Annotated in this window: 17 protein-coding genes; 10 read left to right on the top strand and 7 right to left on the bottom strand. The window is 41.7% G+C overall.

What is annotated here, in order from left to right:
* The first annotated feature begins 450 nt into the window (after positions 1 to 450).
* The 7 genes from IQR33_RS08285 (at position 451) to IQR33_RS08255 (ending at position 5,135) form a co-directional block, all read left to right on the top strand.
* Complete coding sequence (locus IQR33_RS08285; protein WP_161453717.1) at positions 451 to 1,335, top strand: ATP-binding protein; 885 nt, start codon at positions 451 to 453, stop codon at positions 1,333 to 1,335.
* 8 nt (positions 1,336 to 1,343) lie between these two features.
* Positions 1,344 to 1,673, top strand: a complete 330-nt coding sequence (locus IQR33_RS08280; protein ID WP_161453718.1) for an STAS-like domain-containing protein — start codon at positions 1,344 to 1,346, stop codon at positions 1,671 to 1,673.
* A 4-nt stretch (positions 1,674 to 1,677) separates the two neighbouring features.
* Entirely contained in the window at positions 1,678 to 2,178 is a 501-nt protein-coding gene (locus IQR33_RS08275; protein WP_167415464.1) for a hypothetical protein, read from the top strand.
* 152 nt (positions 2,179 to 2,330) lie between these two features.
* The gene (locus IQR33_RS08270; RefSeq protein ID WP_193837276.1) at positions 2,331 to 3,572 is read left to right on the top strand and encodes a tyrosine-type recombinase/integrase; all 1,242 of its coding nucleotides are present in this window, start codon (positions 2,331 to 2,333) and stop codon (positions 3,570 to 3,572) included.
* A gap of 102 nt (positions 3,573 to 3,674) precedes the next feature.
* Positions 3,675 to 4,058, top strand: coding sequence for a hypothetical protein (locus IQR33_RS08265; RefSeq protein ID WP_193837277.1), 384 nt, complete (start codon positions 3,675 to 3,677; stop codon positions 4,056 to 4,058).
* A 44-nt stretch (positions 4,059 to 4,102) separates the two neighbouring features.
* A complete protein-coding gene (locus IQR33_RS08260; protein WP_193837278.1) occupies positions 4,103 to 4,603 on the top strand; it encodes a hypothetical protein in 501 nt (166 codons plus the stop codon).
* Positions 4,604 to 4,703: 100 nt separating this feature from the next.
* On the top strand, positions 4,704 to 5,135 hold the full coding sequence (locus IQR33_RS08255; RefSeq protein WP_130248523.1) for a DUF2787 family protein: 432 nt from the start codon (positions 4,704 to 4,706) through the stop codon (positions 5,133 to 5,135).
* 528 nt (positions 5,136 to 5,663) lie between these two features.
* On the opposite strand, the gene IQR33_RS08250 is transcribed toward IQR33_RS08255, so the two are convergent.
* The 3 genes from IQR33_RS08250 to IQR33_RS08245 form a co-directional block, all read right to left on the bottom strand.
* Complete coding sequence (locus tag IQR33_RS08250) at positions 5,664 to 6,122, bottom strand: hypothetical protein (protein WP_193837279.1); 459 nt, start codon at positions 6,120 to 6,122, stop codon at positions 5,664 to 5,666.
* Positions 6,123 to 6,351: 229 nt separating this feature from the next.
* Positions 6,352 to 6,477: a hypothetical protein gene (locus IQR33_RS35135; protein WP_265575734.1), complete on the bottom strand. Its 126-nt coding sequence runs from the start codon at positions 6,475 to 6,477 to the stop codon at positions 6,352 to 6,354.
* A gap of 396 nt (positions 6,478 to 6,873) precedes the next feature.
* On the bottom strand, positions 6,874 to 7,734 hold the full coding sequence (locus IQR33_RS08245) for a helix-turn-helix transcriptional regulator (protein WP_228013800.1): 861 nt from the start codon (positions 7,732 to 7,734) through the stop codon (positions 6,874 to 6,876).
* A 362-nt stretch (positions 7,735 to 8,096) separates the two neighbouring features.
* Between IQR33_RS08245 and IQR33_RS08240 the strand changes: the two genes are divergently transcribed.
* The 3 genes from IQR33_RS08240 to IQR33_RS08230 all read left to right on the top strand — a co-directional run bounded on the left by IQR33_RS08240 (position 8,097) and on the right by IQR33_RS08230 (position 10,206).
* A complete protein-coding gene (locus IQR33_RS08240) occupies positions 8,097 to 8,234 on the top strand; it encodes a hypothetical protein (RefSeq protein ID WP_023585706.1) in 138 nt (45 codons plus the stop codon).
* Positions 8,235 to 8,320: 86 nt separating this feature from the next.
* Positions 8,321 to 8,530, top strand: coding sequence for a hypothetical protein (locus tag IQR33_RS08235; protein WP_193837281.1), 210 nt, complete (start codon positions 8,321 to 8,323; stop codon positions 8,528 to 8,530).
* A 107-nt stretch (positions 8,531 to 8,637) separates the two neighbouring features.
* Positions 8,638 to 10,206: a sensor domain-containing diguanylate cyclase gene (locus tag IQR33_RS08230; RefSeq protein ID WP_193837282.1), complete on the top strand. Its 1,569-nt coding sequence runs from the start codon at positions 8,638 to 8,640 to the stop codon at positions 10,204 to 10,206.
* A 250-nt stretch (positions 10,207 to 10,456) separates the two neighbouring features.
* Here IQR33_RS08230 and IQR33_RS08225 read toward each other — a convergent pair whose 3' ends face one another.
* From IQR33_RS08225 to IQR33_RS08210, 4 genes are all read right to left on the bottom strand, one after another.
* Positions 10,457 to 10,726, bottom strand: coding sequence for a hypothetical protein (locus IQR33_RS08225; protein WP_025534411.1), 270 nt, complete (start codon positions 10,724 to 10,726; stop codon positions 10,457 to 10,459).
* A gap of 34 nt (positions 10,727 to 10,760) precedes the next feature.
* Complete coding sequence (locus IQR33_RS08220) at positions 10,761 to 11,231, bottom strand: hypothetical protein (protein ID WP_193837283.1); 471 nt, start codon at positions 11,229 to 11,231, stop codon at positions 10,761 to 10,763.
* Positions 11,232 to 11,291: 60 nt separating this feature from the next.
* Complete coding sequence (locus tag IQR33_RS08215) at positions 11,292 to 11,891, bottom strand: hypothetical protein (RefSeq protein WP_193837284.1); 600 nt, start codon at positions 11,889 to 11,891, stop codon at positions 11,292 to 11,294.
* Positions 11,892 to 12,544: 653 nt separating this feature from the next.
* The coding region (locus IQR33_RS08210) for a DNA polymerase (protein ID WP_228013799.1) at positions 12,545 to 14,948 on the bottom strand (2,404 nt) is incomplete at its 5' end.

Here is a 14,948-nt window from a genome sequence, read left to right as displayed (position 1 = left end):
TTGCGCAGGTCAAAAGCTTACGTATAATGCCAACCATCAAAGGGCAATAGCCCAAAGATGCCGGTGTGGTGAAATTGGTATACACGACGGATTCAAAAAAAGTTTTAAATCAAGTCGTTACACTAAAAATAAAAGTTTTATCACCAAAGCATTGCTAAGAAGTCGCTAATTAAAGCGGCTTTTTTTATGTCTGTAATAAACTAAAGTCATACCGAACTATGGTGCATACATGGTTCATATCTAACCTATTCACTATCTTACCTAACCCAAGTAATACAACATTTTCTATTCCTAAACTTCCTATCAGCTCAGCATTACTAGCCTAAATTAAGCTCAAGAAACATGGTCAAATCATGGTGAGTTTACGTTGTTCTAAGAGAAGTGTTTTGTTTGACAATTCAGTTGGTTAGTGTAGGTTTAGTTTGTGTTCTTCAGGGATGGGAATGTGATATGCAGCATTATGTAACTGAGTTTATTAAACATCGAGGGGTTGATGTCTTAAGTATTACGGCACCCGAAGTCTTGTGCGTATATGACGAAAAATACCGCGATGACTTTTTAGCAATGATTAAAACGATTGATAATGTAGCTAAAAATTACTCGAAAATATTGATTGACTTAACGTTCGTTCAATCATTTTCGGCATCTGGTGCTGTTGCTCTTTTTTCTGTAATTACATCAAACCAAATTGTGACAGGGTTTGATGATCTGTTTGTTTTTAAGATGCCAACTAAACAGTCCACGAGGAACTTAGTCTACAGAAGTGGTCTTTGGGATGCTATTCGACCAGGAGGAAAGCGAAAACTGGATCGACTATGGGATACAAACTCTAAATTCAGGAGTGGCTTTGATCCTGATAAGCATCTAGAACCTATGATTGATTCCTTAGACTTAAGCGTTGTACCAAAAAGGTTGAAAGAAGCGATCAACGAGGCTGTTCTTAATATAGTACAGCATGCATATGCAGAGACAGGCAGCATTCCTAGATGGTGGCAGTACGCTGCATTTAACTCCGATAAGTCACAGTTCATTTTTGTGATCTGTGACAGAGGATTGACTATCCCACGAAGCCTTAAGACTGTATACGGAAATGATAGTAGTATTATCGAAAGAGCGATGACCTCTGGTGTATCCTCGACTGGCTTAAACTGGCGTGGTAAAGGTTCTGACAATATTAAAAAACCAGTTGAAAAAGATGAAAATGATATACTTATCGTTTTGAGTCGTTATGGTTTGTACAAATACGGTTCTCAGAATGCAATCCCAGAGTGTGCTGATATACCAACACCATTTCCTGGAACCCTAGTCGCTTGGTGTTTCGACTTAACAAAGTGAGGATGAAAATGAGAATTGACATTGCTTTGGATTTCTCAGAAAAGCCTTTTGGGCGGTTTAAATCTGATGGCAAATTTTCAGGCGAGCGTTTTCGCGATGAGTTCCTGATTCCAGCCTTTAACGAAGAACAGGGAAAAATTATTGTATACCTTGATGGTGTATCAAGAGGCTATGGCAGTAGCTTTTTGGAAGAAGCTTTCGCAGGTTTACTACGTAAGCAAATTACCTATGCCCAAGTGAAAGAGCGTTTAGTTATTGAAACCGCAGACGAGGATTACAGAGAAGAAATTTGGGATTATATCGAAGAACAATGGCATCGACAGTCGTTAAAGGTGTAGGTAGGTGACAGAGTCTGCTATTGCTAGCATCATTGTTAGCTTAATGATATTTATCATGTCAGCCATGCTAGTAATGGTTGGATGGGAAGTTATTTATAAAAATGGCAAAAAAATAGCCAGTCGCAATGAGATGTTTGCGAGAAAGTCTGCTGTTATGAATGAGCTATCCTTACTTACTAATGAAGCCGTTTCGTTTTGGGAGAATATGAACCTTACGGATAACGAATGTCTAATCAAAACCTCTGTATTTATAGCTAAAACTCAATCTATTAAGAATAGAGTTAAAATGATGCAAGAACTGGGGCTCAATGTTGATATTGACAAGAGTGTCAGGGATTTAAGACGTAGTATTACACTTGATGCCGAACAAGCGCACCAGATTTCTGCTGAGAATAAGCACGAGAAAATTTTTGAAATTATCGAGTCATCAGATTCGATAAAAAAACAGTTGAGTGAAGCATTCAGACAGGGCAGAGAGCAGGAATCGTTTTTACATTCCAAATAGAAGGTTATTTTTTTTCAAAAAAAATGCCACTATCAGTAGTAATTTCAATGTTTTAGGTAAATATCTAGTTCTCTAACTTGTCTTTTCCGTAATAAAATTATATTCGATAATATATTAACTTCCTGAATAACCCAGCATATTCAGGAGGTTAAATGAGTAAGTCAAAACGTCTCACCACCACTTTCCTAAACAACCTTAAACCCAATCCTAAAACCGCCAAATTCGCTGATTACGAAGTCAACTTATCCGCTATGAAAGACAGTGGTTTACCTACTGGCGTTCGCTGCTTAGTGGGTAAGTCTGGCGGGAAACGCTTCCTTCTTCGTTATACTAGTCCGGTAACAGGTAAGAAAGCGTCTATTAGTTTAGGTAAACATCCCGAAACCGATATCCTCACGTTACGTAAGATAGCCAAAAAGTATCGCCAGCAAATTCTTGAAGGTATAGATCCGAAGTTAGAACGTGACAATCAATCTGTCGATAAGGCAATGACACTGGAACGTTTCTTCAACGAAGTTTATCTACCCCTAGCGAAGCAAAAACGTAGCTGGAAAGATGATGTCGCTAGATTTAATCAACACGCAAAGTTAATACATCACATACCCATCAATGAACTGACTGCTGCTCATATAGTCAAAGTACAAATGGTAATGCAAGAAGCGATCAGTAAAACGACGGGTAAACCTTATGCCCTAGCAACAATTAATCGTGTATTGGCATTACTTAAGACGGTGAATAGACAAGCTTACAAACTGTTGGGTGCCCCGCTTATCGCTGACAAGGTTAGTTTATTACGCGTAGACAACGAACGTACGGGCTACCTTTCAGAATCTCAGCTCAAGGAGTTCGTTGACCACGCACTCAACTACTCAGATAAACAGACTGGAGCGTTTTTAGCGTTGTTGTTTTTGACAGGACTACGCGATAAGGAGTTGAGATTTCGCAAGTGGAATGACATCTCTTGGGAAGAGCAAACTCTTTATATTGATCGAACCAAAAATGGTAGTAGTCACATTATTTTCCTGAGTGATTACATGGTTCAGATTTTGGAGTCGCTACCCAAGGTAACAAATAATCCTTATATCTTTGCTGGACGTCGCAAAGGGAAACCTATTAGTCCAGCTAGACATGCCTTGAAAGTGATCAAGGCGAAGATGGGATTGCCCGATATACCTGGAGATAAGGCGAACATAACTCTGCACAGTGCTCGTCATACTGTGGGGAGTCTATTAGCCTCTCAAGGTGTCCCCTTGCATGATATCGCTAAGCAGCTCAACCATTCTGACCTATCAAGTTCTAGACGTTATTCGAAGTTGACTGTAGGTCGTAGGCGGGAAATAGGTTCTCGTTTATCGGATATGGTGACTGCGAAGCCAGAGATACGCTGGGAATGAAGAAGTTAGGTTTAACCAGTTAATTTGGAAATGACATTAGAAAAGCCCCTGTTTAGCGATGAGCTAAACAGGGGCTTTTTCATTATTAAACGGAGATTAGAAATGAAAACAGTAAACAAGTTTGAAGATATTCAATCACTGCCAATGCCGGATGGTGTGAAAGCAAAACTGCTAGAGCACCTGATAGAGCCATTCGGTGATGAAGAAAGTACAAAAGCATTCTGGGATGAAGTTGGTACGACCTTGTACTTAGTTGAGGAAGGGGATACCAACGAAAAACTGAATGAAGAGTCTGAGGAAGATCTGCACTTTCTTCGCTTTGTTACTAACTACCCTGAATGGGTGCTGTTGTTAAACGATGATGACTGTCCTTGGCTTTTAGCGGTTGCCATCGTGACCATGGAAGGTGGTGGTGTGTACTGCTGTGCCCCATTGAACAGTCTAACGTTCCCTGTCGCCAAGTTAGCTGACCAAGCTGAATCTTAAAACCAAATTAAACCTGAACAATTCCAACTTAAAGGAGGTGCCCTATGGCACGCAAAACCAATCAAAAAGAAGAAGTAGTTCAACCTGAAGCTGTAGAAGGCAATGAACAAGTCACGGTCACTGACGATCAACCAGTAGACCCTTTCACTCATATCGTGCGCGAGGGTAAAGCGAAGAAGTTAAGTCCGAAAACGGAGAACCATGTGTTCTATGAAATCGCCTTACATGACGAGGAAAACGAACCCTATATCCGTATGACTGGAAATCAGGGCTCTGGACTGCATAGTAAAGAGATGATCCCGCTTAAAGATATCACCGCTGTTCTAGACGTGCAGGGTGATAAGCCGTTCAAGAGCTCTGTGCTGAAGTGTGTATTTTCTGGACAGTCAGCGAACAACGCGGGTTTTATGGCAGCTTGCTGTAGGGAGCTTGGTCTTATCATCCAGTCGGAGAAGTCAGTGTTTCTCCACGTTCTAGCGCCAGACTACGAGCAACGTCGTGATGAGTTGCTGTCTCTCGTGGACGCTGAAACCAAAGCGAAATAACCCCAAAACCACATTACCCATTACCATCCAAGCCAACTCTGGCTTTCATACTGAGCACTTAGCAAGAGTGCTTCCCTGACAATTTAAATGAGATTTTATTATGAAATTAGTCTTTGATACTGAGCGCCTTTTGTTACCGATATCAACTAGTCTTCAAGATGCTTTAAACCGAGTGATCAGCGAATCAGGTAAATGGACACCCATGATCCAATCGGTTGTGATCAACTTCCGAGATTCATCCTACAGTTCGGAAAACGGCGGTTGGCACCCTGTTGAAATCAGGCTTGTCCGCCTCTACGACCAGTGGATCTTTGATTACATCACGGACTTTGCGTATTGCGCTGGTCCTTATCCCGAACTGGTTAAAGATGTGGATTTTAACTTCTCATCTGGAACAGCGAGTTTTTCCTATGTTCCGGAGCTGCCGATAACAAGTAGTGAGGTAATGGAGTTCTACTCGATGTGGGAATCCAACTTTCTTAGCTACGTCGAAATGGGCGTGTTCGATGAAATAAAAGTCACTGTGGATTAGTCCATCGGCAACAAACCAAGTAGAAAGCACCATGTATGTACAATAAAATAGTCGACTCACTTCCTAGTGACACTAAGGCTTCCCATTGTCCCATGTTCGTCATGGTGTGATGGGAAGCTTTTTTCATTGGGGCAAGTTTTAGCAACGTTTACCCAATCCGTTGCCTTCGGGATTCAAAGGGGATGAAGTTGCTGGATTGCAATGAACGGTGAAAACACCATGGAAGGGAGCGTTAATTTTAACGAGTTTGGTTGGTTTACACTGGTGTTTTGTTATTAAAAGCTCCCATTGCTATGTCGAAGCAATGGGAGCAGTAAGGGGTGGGAAGCCTATATAAAATACCGAGAGAATGATTTGTCTGATGCTATCTCTGCTGCTAGGGGTAAAGGCTAGCCCTTATTATGCGACGAGAGGCGCCCCTTAATCTTATGTTCGTAGTTTGGCTCGAAAACTTGGGCATTTTCAACGTTGCCATACGAAATGACAACTTATCCAATTTATTCCCGTGCAAACAGAATTAGGTATAACTTACTGACTTAGTTCGTCCAGTAGAGACAACCCTAGCTGATACTTGTCATCTAGTGCAGATGGGTGAACATGTCTCTTTATATTTGGTAGAGAGTTCAGGTAGCTGAAGAATCCGGAAGTGGTCATAGGGTATCCAGGCTCAAAATATTCTTCCTCATCATCCCCAAGTGAAAACCAATGACAAAGCATTACGAGGTCTTCTTTCTCGTAAACAACCGCAGATGTGCGTGACTTTTCATGGTCGCTGTAAGCTAGAAATTCAATGAAGATAACTTCTTGGCTTTCTGGGTTTTCCAAATGCTCTTCTGCCATCTGAATCGAGTAGTGATCCGACTCTGCGAAAAACATTTGAGTTCCCATTGTTGCTTCATGTCCCCAAGCTGCTGCCGCACACTTGGCAATTTTCTCACTTTGACAGTCGTTAAGTAGATGCTCTGTTTTATTGAATGAAATAGACATGTTTTTGTACCTATTTTGTTTTGGTTTCGATACGCGGATTAAACATGCTTCACTTATAAAACACTAGTCTAACTGATAGATTTATAACGATATTCGTGAATGGATTGACACAAATGAACTTTTACTCAAATTTTTCACCTATTTTCAGAAGCTAGTTAAAACAGGCTAGGTGTAACAAAAGGAACTTGTCACCGGGATCTATAGTGACAAGTTCAATTCATGGTTCTGTTTATCCAGTCATCATACCCAGTAGATAGCCAACGGCAGTGAAGCTTAACAAGTTAGCGATATCAACTAGGTAGAGATACGGACTGGACTGAGCGATTTGGAGCAGAGTTCGTGCATCAGACATCATGGTAATACCCCTATTAAATTACTTCTCCTACCGGAGTTATTTTAGTGTTTGCTAATTAATGACGAAAAATGGCATCATTTTGAGTTTTCCCTTGCGCGGTATCGGTTTGAGGTTTCGCTAAATTACCCCTTCCCCTTATTCAGCATAGGTAAGCTCAAAATCGGTACATAGTGACAAGTTCATGGGTAGGACTGTCTGTAGCAGCGTAGTGAAACGACATTATGTCGGTGTTCTTTGTTGTCTTGGAGCTGTGCTTCTAGAGGGAACGCTAGGGCGTCATTAATTAACGTGGCAACGTCATGACACAATACTTACGTACAGCAAATAAAGCATTTGGATCATCATGATCTAATTGCTCAGTAAGCTGATCGGTTTCGGTAGTCTGAAACGTGTCGACTACTTGTAACGATCCAATGTGGCGTGGAGATCGCGTATCAGTTCAAGCTTGAGACTGACAGGGGAGAGAACCTCGACTTGAGGTATCCAAGACTTCAACAAGGGCAAGATATCGCTCAATCTCGATACTCGACTGCTAACCAACAAACTACCGTCACTCAGTTCTTTCAATAGCTGCTGGTGGGGAAGAATCATACTTTCAAGAAAGCGCGGAGCTACTTCCCTATCAACCTGTACAAGCACTTCAGCATCATCCGGAGTTAGCCACTCCATCCCTTGTTTATGTATCTCCTCGTGGACCTTTTGACTCGGTTTGTATTTATCTTCCCGGCGGTGAATCCGTGAAATATTCGGTAATCGGTACGAATGTAACTGGTCACTGTACGTCGCGGCGAGGAACCAGATACCACGGTCATTCACCAAACGATAGGGATGGACAGATTCAAACGTTTTGCCATTGTAGATAAGGTCAATAACAGAGTGAGTGGTGATAACTTCGGTCAACTGTCTAAACAGTGAATCGAACTTCTCGATGGGTTCTGAGCGTGGGCTCTTAAACAGAACGGGGGTGTGACCGTTGAACTTGTAGTTATTCGGTAGTAGCGCGGACAACCCCGTATCGTGAAGTACCTTGTTGATATTTGCATTACCATTATTTCGAGTTACCGGATCTAACCGATAACCCTCATTGGTGCGGATAATCGGAGCGTTGACTAGCCTTTCATTGAAATCGCGTCTCAGGGTTTTCTCGCTTACCTGATAATCCGCGACCAACTGCTCAGGGGAGAGCACTTCTCCCATAAACAATCTCGTCAATATGTCACCTAGCCTTAAAGCTAGCTTTTCACTCTTATCGCTCATGCTACTAGCGTACGGTTTCCCTTGGACAGGTTGAGGGCAAAACATTTTTAAATGTTTCTAACCGTCACGCACTTAGATTTGGCATAGCTTTCATCGGATAAGGCAGGGCAATGACTACACAGAGTTTTAAAATATTTCTGCCGTACTGGACACATCCTGTCCAGTGGCAATGGGATACTACACAACGTAGTTTCACTACAACGTCAATTGAAGGAAAAACAAAAATGAAAGTGACATTCATTAAGCCACTTATGACATCTGGCTATTCATGCCGCTCTTTAGGTTGTCCCGGTTGGGTCACTAAGGGTGGGTCATGCGATACATGTGGCGCAATGGATTACAGCTAAGAAGGAGTATTCGTTATGGGCGGTTGGACAGAAGACCAAGGTGACTATGATGATGGCACAGAAGATTCTGGCTTCAGTCAGGACTTCGATATGGAGCCGGGCGACGATGGTTGGCTCGGCGGCGACTTCATGGCTGATGATGACGATGATTAAGTCCCATCACTAAATTAGGCTTATCAACAAGGGCGGTATCGAAAGGTATCGCCCTTTTCTGTATCTATAGGAAAGGAAAAAACATTATGGCGAAGACACATTTTCACTCTAACCATCAACAGCGCTGGTTTAAGCCTAGCGCGTCAACAGGCGTTCGATTCGCGAAGTACGGTGCCACACTCGGTACCCGCTATGGTCCACAGGGCGTCGTTCTCGGTGGAGCGATCGGGTTTGTCGCAGGTGCCCTTATGGGAGGTGTTCTAGACGAACTTGAACTGCAATTAAAAAAGAAGTAGGGGTGCCTACTTCTTTTCCTTGATTTTGCTCTCATTGTCAGGATTATAAGTAAGCAATAATCTATAAATTGTGACAATGGATTCTCACATAGGAGATCTCCAAATTTATGCTTGGAATCAATAAAGAAACACTGAACCTCAGAGAACTAATTCTCATTATCTGTGTTTTAAGTGTGTCTATAACATTACTTAATGCTTTTTTCTCAATTTACCAGGTTCAGCGTCATCATGTTATCAGTGAAACCATGGAAAAAAATTATACCTACGCTAAGAAAATGGCAGAGGTAACGGAGGTCTTTACTGAATCAGCAGTGCAACAAGTTAAGTACACAGCCGATATTTTAGGAAGTAACTTTGTAAATAAAGAACTTATAAAGAAAGAACTGAATCGATTGCAAGAACAAGCTGGTTTATTTAACTCAACCGTTTTAGTGGATAGCGAAGGCGTTATCGTGTCAACTTCACGAAACGTCAGTGATGTGGAAGGGGTGCTGTTAAAAAATGAAGCAGTTATCAACTCCCTCAGAAAGGAAATTCCTTTCATTACTGAGCCTTTTATTTCACCTAAAGGAAACTACTTGATTTGCATTTCATACCCTATTTTTTCTCCCAATAAGGAATATCTAGGTTACGTCGGTGGCACTATTTATCTCAAAGATAATAATGTACTAAAGTCTCTTCTCGATGAACATAGTCACAGTGATGGGTCATACCTGTATGTAGTTGATAGTGGAAAGACCATAATTTATCACCCTGATCAAGCACTCACTGGAAAACTAGCTGAGAATGTTGATGTAGTTAACTTGGTACTTGAAGGTAAAGAAGGCTGCTTTGAAGCTGTTAACTATTTTGGCGAAGAAGTGCTCGCTGGTTTTTCACCTGTAAATAGTACTGGTTGGGGGATTATCGTTCAGAGAGCCAAGTCTCTTAGCTTTGACTTATTAGAATCTCAAATATATTCCGTACTTGTGCGAACTCTGCCGTTAAGTCTGTGTACTTTTATCCTGATTTGGGTGACGTCTACCACCATATCTAAGCCCCTATCACAGTTGGCACGTTCAATCAAAAGAGCAAACGTGGAAGACTCTGAGCCTGTAGATTTTAATAAGATAAAACCTTGGTATTTTGAGGCGTCTTTATTGAAGTCGTCTGTTGTTAAGACATTCACAGATGTTTCGAACACAATAGAAAAGCTTCATTCCAATAGTTTGACTGATATCATGACGGGACTCACTAATCGCAGAGGTTTTGAAGAAGCTCTTGATAGACTTAAAGAAGACAATAGACCTCTCTCTATTATGGCTATTGATATTGACTTCTTTAAAAAAGTGAATGATACCTATGGGCATAGTGTTGGTGATGAGGTTTTAAAAGAACTTTCTAATCTTATTAAATGGCAATCGCGTAAGACAGATATTCTATGTCGAATAGGTGGGGAAGAGTTCATGATTTTCCTTGCTGAAATGAATGTGGAAAATGCGTTTGAAAAGGCTGAGAGGCTAAGAAAACATGTTGAACAGTACAAATTTGCAAGTATAGGTAATTTAACTGTTTCAATTGGCGTGTCACATTGGACGGGAAGTGGAGAGTCACTTCATGCGGCCATCCAAAAAGCAGATACAGCACTGTATCAAGCGAAAAGGAAAGGTAGAAACCGAACTGAAGTCAATGTCTAAGACTAATTCGAGCATAGGAAGAAGTAGGGGGGACTCTGCTTCTTTTTTATTGGTGGGTTCGAGCTGAAATTATGTCGTTTCAAGAATGGAAAGCCGAAGGTCGAAAGGTGCTTGCTAACGTCCGTCAACAAACACCTTTCAGATAGGGTATGGAAATTCTTGCATGAAATAATCGCTAAGGTCTGGGCAATTTATTTGATAAAAACGTACTATTAAAAACTATTAAGCAGTGAGAGTAACGTGTAACACGTTAGTGACCAGTGACTTCGCTAATCACCTGCTTCAAGCGCTTCGCTGTCTCCTTGTAACCGAAAGAATCGCGTTTAGTGTCATAGTCGTGCACCAGAGCGGTTTCAAGCTCATCAAGGATTTGATCCCAGTGTTGGATCTTGCCACCTTTCGATTCGATATTCTGACCAACTTTACGAACCTCACGAAGGCGAGTTCGGCGGTTCTGGTTAGTGCGATTTGCTTCAGCGGTGAAAGCATTAACGATTAAATCATAGATAGACATGTTCATAATTTATATTCCAATAGTTAAGTAAAAGATGCAGTTAAACTGCGCTTTGATGGAAGTCCCAGTTAGGTTTGTAACGACGGGACGGTGATGAGGCTGCTGTAGCCTTCTGAATTTCCTGTTTGATCATTAACTGTGTATCTAGATCATCACAGGGAATAAATGAAAGAATCCGGTTACCTTGAGTTCTCAGGATAAGTCCTTGATATTTTTCACTAAGGTGACATTCATATCCTAGAATGGCGTTTTTCCGCACCCAACTACCTGTTGGGAGGGTTATCCAGTAATTCGCGTCTCGGATACAAAGCTTCTCAAGGTCAGCAAATAGCGTATCGAGATTTTGCTCACTTTCTTCATCTTTAAGAGTTAAATGAGCTAGCTGTTTACCGCTCGCTGCTCTGACACTGACATTTCCATCAGTGATGTTGATTGATGCCAAGATACTCGTTGACACCTGTAACTTGACACTGAATAAGTTCACCGTGTTCTTTTTTACTTCGGTTGCCATGGGTGTTCCTTAATAGTCGATAGCAAAACCGAAACGTCATAATGTCGTTTCGGTAACAAGTTACGCAGCTTCAAGAGTGGGTTGACCTTCTAATTGTTGACGTAGGTTGGCATTCTCCTGCTCTAGCTCTTTGAGGCGAGCTTCCAGCTCCGATACTTTGTCAACCAAGTCATCATTCACAACGGAGTTGGTTTGTTTCTTCTCTGTTTTTAACTGAGTTGCAAAATCGTTGAACATTTCATTGATAGTGTCAGATTCAACATCCGGGTCTTGTTCTAGGTGTTGTTTAATTTGCTCACGCAAAGGGGCATAGCGCTTACTCGATAACTTGTAAACGTTGGTAAATCCTACTTTACGGCATTCATCTAGCGTTCCGAATTCACATAAGCTAGTCCAACGTGTAAGCGTGCGCTTATCTACCGTACGTTTACCGTTGCCGATAATATTTACATCACGCCATTTACCGAACTTATTCTTGTTCCCTTGAAAGAGCTGCTTAGCTTCATGCATTGCAGAACCAATATTGTACTGAGCTTGCTCACACTGTTCCTTATCAACAACACGACCAGCACCAGCGTTCGACAACTCGTTTACTATGGCATCGGTTAATCCATTTAGACGACTTTCAGGGAGTTCTAGTACTTTGTTTGCTTCAGTCATTTTCCTTGTCTCCATATTTAAAAAGAGCCCTCATTTAAGCCCCTTTTAGGTTTTTGGTCAATATTGAAAAGTCTTTTAAAACAATGCCTTAGTTGTGGTGTTGGGTGTTTTATAGTGAAAAAATGAAAAGTGGATTACAAGGGGGCGTATCGTTGTTTAAAAGGCGTGTAACGAGGGTATTACCGAATTGCTTGTTACTAAAAAGGGGTATTCATCCACTCGGGATAATTGGTTTAAGAGCCTGTTAGATATGTAGCGGTATGTTTTTTGAACAGCGAAAAGCAAGATTTTTAGCGTTATTTTTTTTGTGGGACTGATCACATTTTATGCATTTGAATGGAGGTTAGATACCGCCCACTCTTTTTTTAGCTTGAATAGAGCCAAAAAAATTAGGATAGGTAAACTTAGTTCTGACTGAATAATGGTATATAAATCATAACATTAAGTTAAAAGATGGATGTTGTATCTTGATAGTGTAATTAGGCCACGCAATTCCCCTCTGATTACGTCAGTAATCCCATCACGAAATCGTTAACCTAATCCCCTATCAAGATATAACATCCATTTATGTTGATATAATTTATTAAAATCAATTGTTTATATATTTTTGTGTAAGCGGTTCTCTTCACGTTTTCCGCTATCGTTACCAACTATCACGAGTTCTTCAGCATCATTTTTACTTCATCCAGTTCGTCTTTATGGAAAAAGTGTTCTATCTCCATGTCAGGGAACGTTGCAATTAACCAACGTAATAGTGGTATCAGTCTTGGGGTTGCAGCGAGTACGTTAGGACGGAAGGCTGTGTCTCGTGAATTACTAATGGCATTATCTGCAATCCTAAATCCTGCATTGTTAAACAGTTCAGTAAGTTGTTTGAGAGTAAGTTTCTTACCATTAATGGTTTTGGTCAGTCCGTAGCTCTCTTTAGATAGAGCTCTTAACGCGAGTTTTAGCAGGGCACCCTGTGAACCGCCTTCCTCATACTTGATGTATGATCCCTTCAGTAGTGGTTTGGTTTTGCTGTAGTCGACCCAGTTCTCCCAATCTTCCATTGTTTTAAGGCAGTTATCACGTCGCCATCCATCAAACAATGCGCGAATCTGTTGTCCTTCTTGCTCGTTCTTCCAAGGTACGGTATCGAAGTAGATATGCTCGACGATGTGACCTTTAGGGTGGCGGATTTTAGTCATGCGAGGATTAACGGGTTTACGCTTAAAGTCGAACTCTAAGTTGAGCGTCTTTTCTCGTTGGATTTCTATCAAGTCCATGTCTTTAAGGTACATGTCACGAGGTGAAATCAATGAGTTGTTTGGGATCTTCTGTCCGGGGTAGCGGTCTAAGAACAGTTCGACCATATAAGCATTTTCATCCTTTGCCGATGATAAGGCTGATTCTGGTGGCTTAACGCCTGCTTTTGCTATGACAGGTTCGGTATCGCCATATTCACCAGTGATTTGTCCACGGGTTTTCATTGCGATGATTTGTTTAGCATGGTGCTTATGCTTAATCATCTTACCGTCACCCGTTTGCTCGCATATCTTACTGAACCGTTGGCTAATGGTTCCTGAAACATGGAGTTGTTCTTCAGTACAGTCTACGAGATACCCATCTGTTGTGGCACTCACAACGGTAACGTCGTCGTGATTACCTTTATCATCCTGTGTCGATAACCCTGCTAATTGCTCTGAGAGAACGGCTCTAACGAACCCTGTCGCATGAGCTGCGAAATATGGATTGGTAACAGGAGAATGAGGTATGTTTTTACTTAATCCATCTGATGAGTTGAAGCCCCGTTTTCCCTTCAGTCCCTGCCCTAGTTTACCGTATAGCGTGTTGCCTATCTCTTTCCAGAGCTTCTCTCTGAATTTATCGCCCTCATTTGTATACTTTTGACGTTGCTCGCGGATGAGTTCCGTAAAGCCTTTGAAAAGTGGCTCTTTATCTTCAATCCATGGAACGATCACTCCGAACTGAATTTCAATATCACACCCCATGTTATATGCGACTTCTATTTCAGGTGCTGTGCAGTAAGAGTAGCCCTCTAGTGGGTAGTACAGACCGTATAAGTCCGTTCTTACTGGAAGAGATGGAAACTTAGTATGCTCTTGGAATTTAAACTTAACGTAAGCAAATCCCATCTTGTGACCAAGATAATCATTGATGTCTGTTGAGGTGAAGCTTCTCTCAAACGAAACAGGTTTAATATCCATTAAGGCATTGACGTACGCCGTAGCCAAGTCGAAATCGTTGTAATCACCTAAGTTTGCACCACCAAACACGTAACACTCGTTTCTACCTCCATGGAAGCAGTCTATTGCCAGTTGTTCGAAGATACGACGACCAGCAGTGATGACAGTTTCTTTCTTCTGCATGACTCGACCTTTTGTTTGATTCCAGTATTGAATCGTTTTGGTCTCCATACCGAGTGCTTGGTTCAGATCGTCTTTATCACCTGTGAGTGCTTTGAAGAGTGATACTGAGAAGTTACCTAGTGTTGATGGTAGATGTTTAAACTGAAGTTTATCTAACCGTTCTTCTGGAATTTTACCCTTTAATGATTCTTTGATGTCGTTAAGAGCGAAGCGTTGCATTTCCAATCCGTACTTAACGGTGATTTCGGCGTCTCTCAATGCGTAACGAAGGAAGAGTGGCTCATTTTCTACTAGTAGTTCATCCATTCGGTCTTTGCGATATGGAGCTGGGATTACTTCTTTTGGTATGCCGATGAGTTCTCCCGCATTATCAAGTCCACTTTGCCCCGGACTAAGTAGTAAAGTATCTACAAAGCGGACACGGCTCTCACGTTTCTTTCCATTCTTGTCTGTAAAGTGAACGGGCTCTGAAGCTTGCTTGGTTCTACCCACTGCGTCTAGGTCGATGCCGTATGCGCCACGCGTGGAGGTTAATGTGCTTCTGACGACTTCCAGTTTCGCTTTCTGACTGGTATCCCAGAACGCTTCGAATGACACCATGTCAGCTCTAAGGTAGTGGGCATAGATGTAGATTTTCTTTGGCCATCCTGTGATGAATCCGCGCCCCATTGCAGTTTGGAGTACT

Origin of the sequence: Vibrio sp. OPT46 (genome assembly GCF_015163535.1) — a bacterium.
In the GTDB taxonomy this organism is placed as follows: Bacteria; Pseudomonadota; Gammaproteobacteria; order Enterobacterales; family Vibrionaceae; genus Vibrio; species Vibrio alginolyticus.
The sequence above is the reverse complement of the archived record's forward strand: the minus strand, read 5'-3'. Positions and strand labels throughout refer to the sequence as shown.

Bases quoted from the DNA above. Each gene is read 5' to 3' on its own strand.
- IQR33_RS08285 (WP_161453717.1), top strand. From the start codon at position 451: ATGCAGCATTATGTAACTGAGTTTATTAAACATCGAGGGGTTGATGTC.
- IQR33_RS08280 (WP_161453718.1), top strand. From the start codon at position 1,344: ATGAGAATTGACATTGCTTTGGATTTCTCAGAAAAGCCTTTTGGGCGG.
- IQR33_RS08270 (WP_193837276.1), top strand. From the start codon at position 2,331: ATGAGTAAGTCAAAACGTCTCACCACCACTTTCCTAAACAACCTTAAA.
- IQR33_RS08265 (WP_193837277.1), top strand. From the start codon at position 3,675: ATGAAAACAGTAAACAAGTTTGAAGATATTCAATCACTGCCAATGCCG.
- IQR33_RS08260 (WP_193837278.1), top strand. From the start codon at position 4,103: ATGGCACGCAAAACCAATCAAAAAGAAGAAGTAGTTCAACCTGAAGCT.
- IQR33_RS08255 (WP_130248523.1), top strand. From the start codon at position 4,704: ATGAAATTAGTCTTTGATACTGAGCGCCTTTTGTTACCGATATCAACT.
- IQR33_RS08250 (WP_193837279.1), bottom strand. From the start codon at position 6,122: ATGTCTATTTCATTCAATAAAACAGAGCATCTACTTAACGACTGTCAA.
- IQR33_RS35135 (WP_265575734.1), bottom strand. From the start codon at position 6,477: ATGATGTCTGATGCACGAACTCTGCTCCAAATCGCTCAGTCCAGTCCG.
- IQR33_RS08245 (WP_228013800.1), bottom strand. From the start codon at position 7,734: ATGAGCGATAAGAGTGAAAAGCTAGCTTTAAGGCTAGGTGACATATTG.
- IQR33_RS08240 (WP_023585706.1), top strand. From the start codon at position 8,097: ATGGGCGGTTGGACAGAAGACCAAGGTGACTATGATGATGGCACAGAA.
- IQR33_RS08235 (WP_193837281.1), top strand. From the start codon at position 8,321: ATGGCGAAGACACATTTTCACTCTAACCATCAACAGCGCTGGTTTAAG.
- IQR33_RS08230 (WP_193837282.1), top strand. From the start codon at position 8,638: ATGCTTGGAATCAATAAAGAAACACTGAACCTCAGAGAACTAATTCTC.
- IQR33_RS08225 (WP_025534411.1), bottom strand. From the start codon at position 10,726: ATGAACATGTCTATCTATGATTTAATCGTTAATGCTTTCACCGCTGAA.
- IQR33_RS08220 (WP_193837283.1), bottom strand. From the start codon at position 11,231: ATGGCAACCGAAGTAAAAAAGAACACGGTGAACTTATTCAGTGTCAAG.
- IQR33_RS08215 (WP_193837284.1), bottom strand. From the start codon at position 11,891: ATGACTGAAGCAAACAAAGTACTAGAACTCCCTGAAAGTCGTCTAAAT.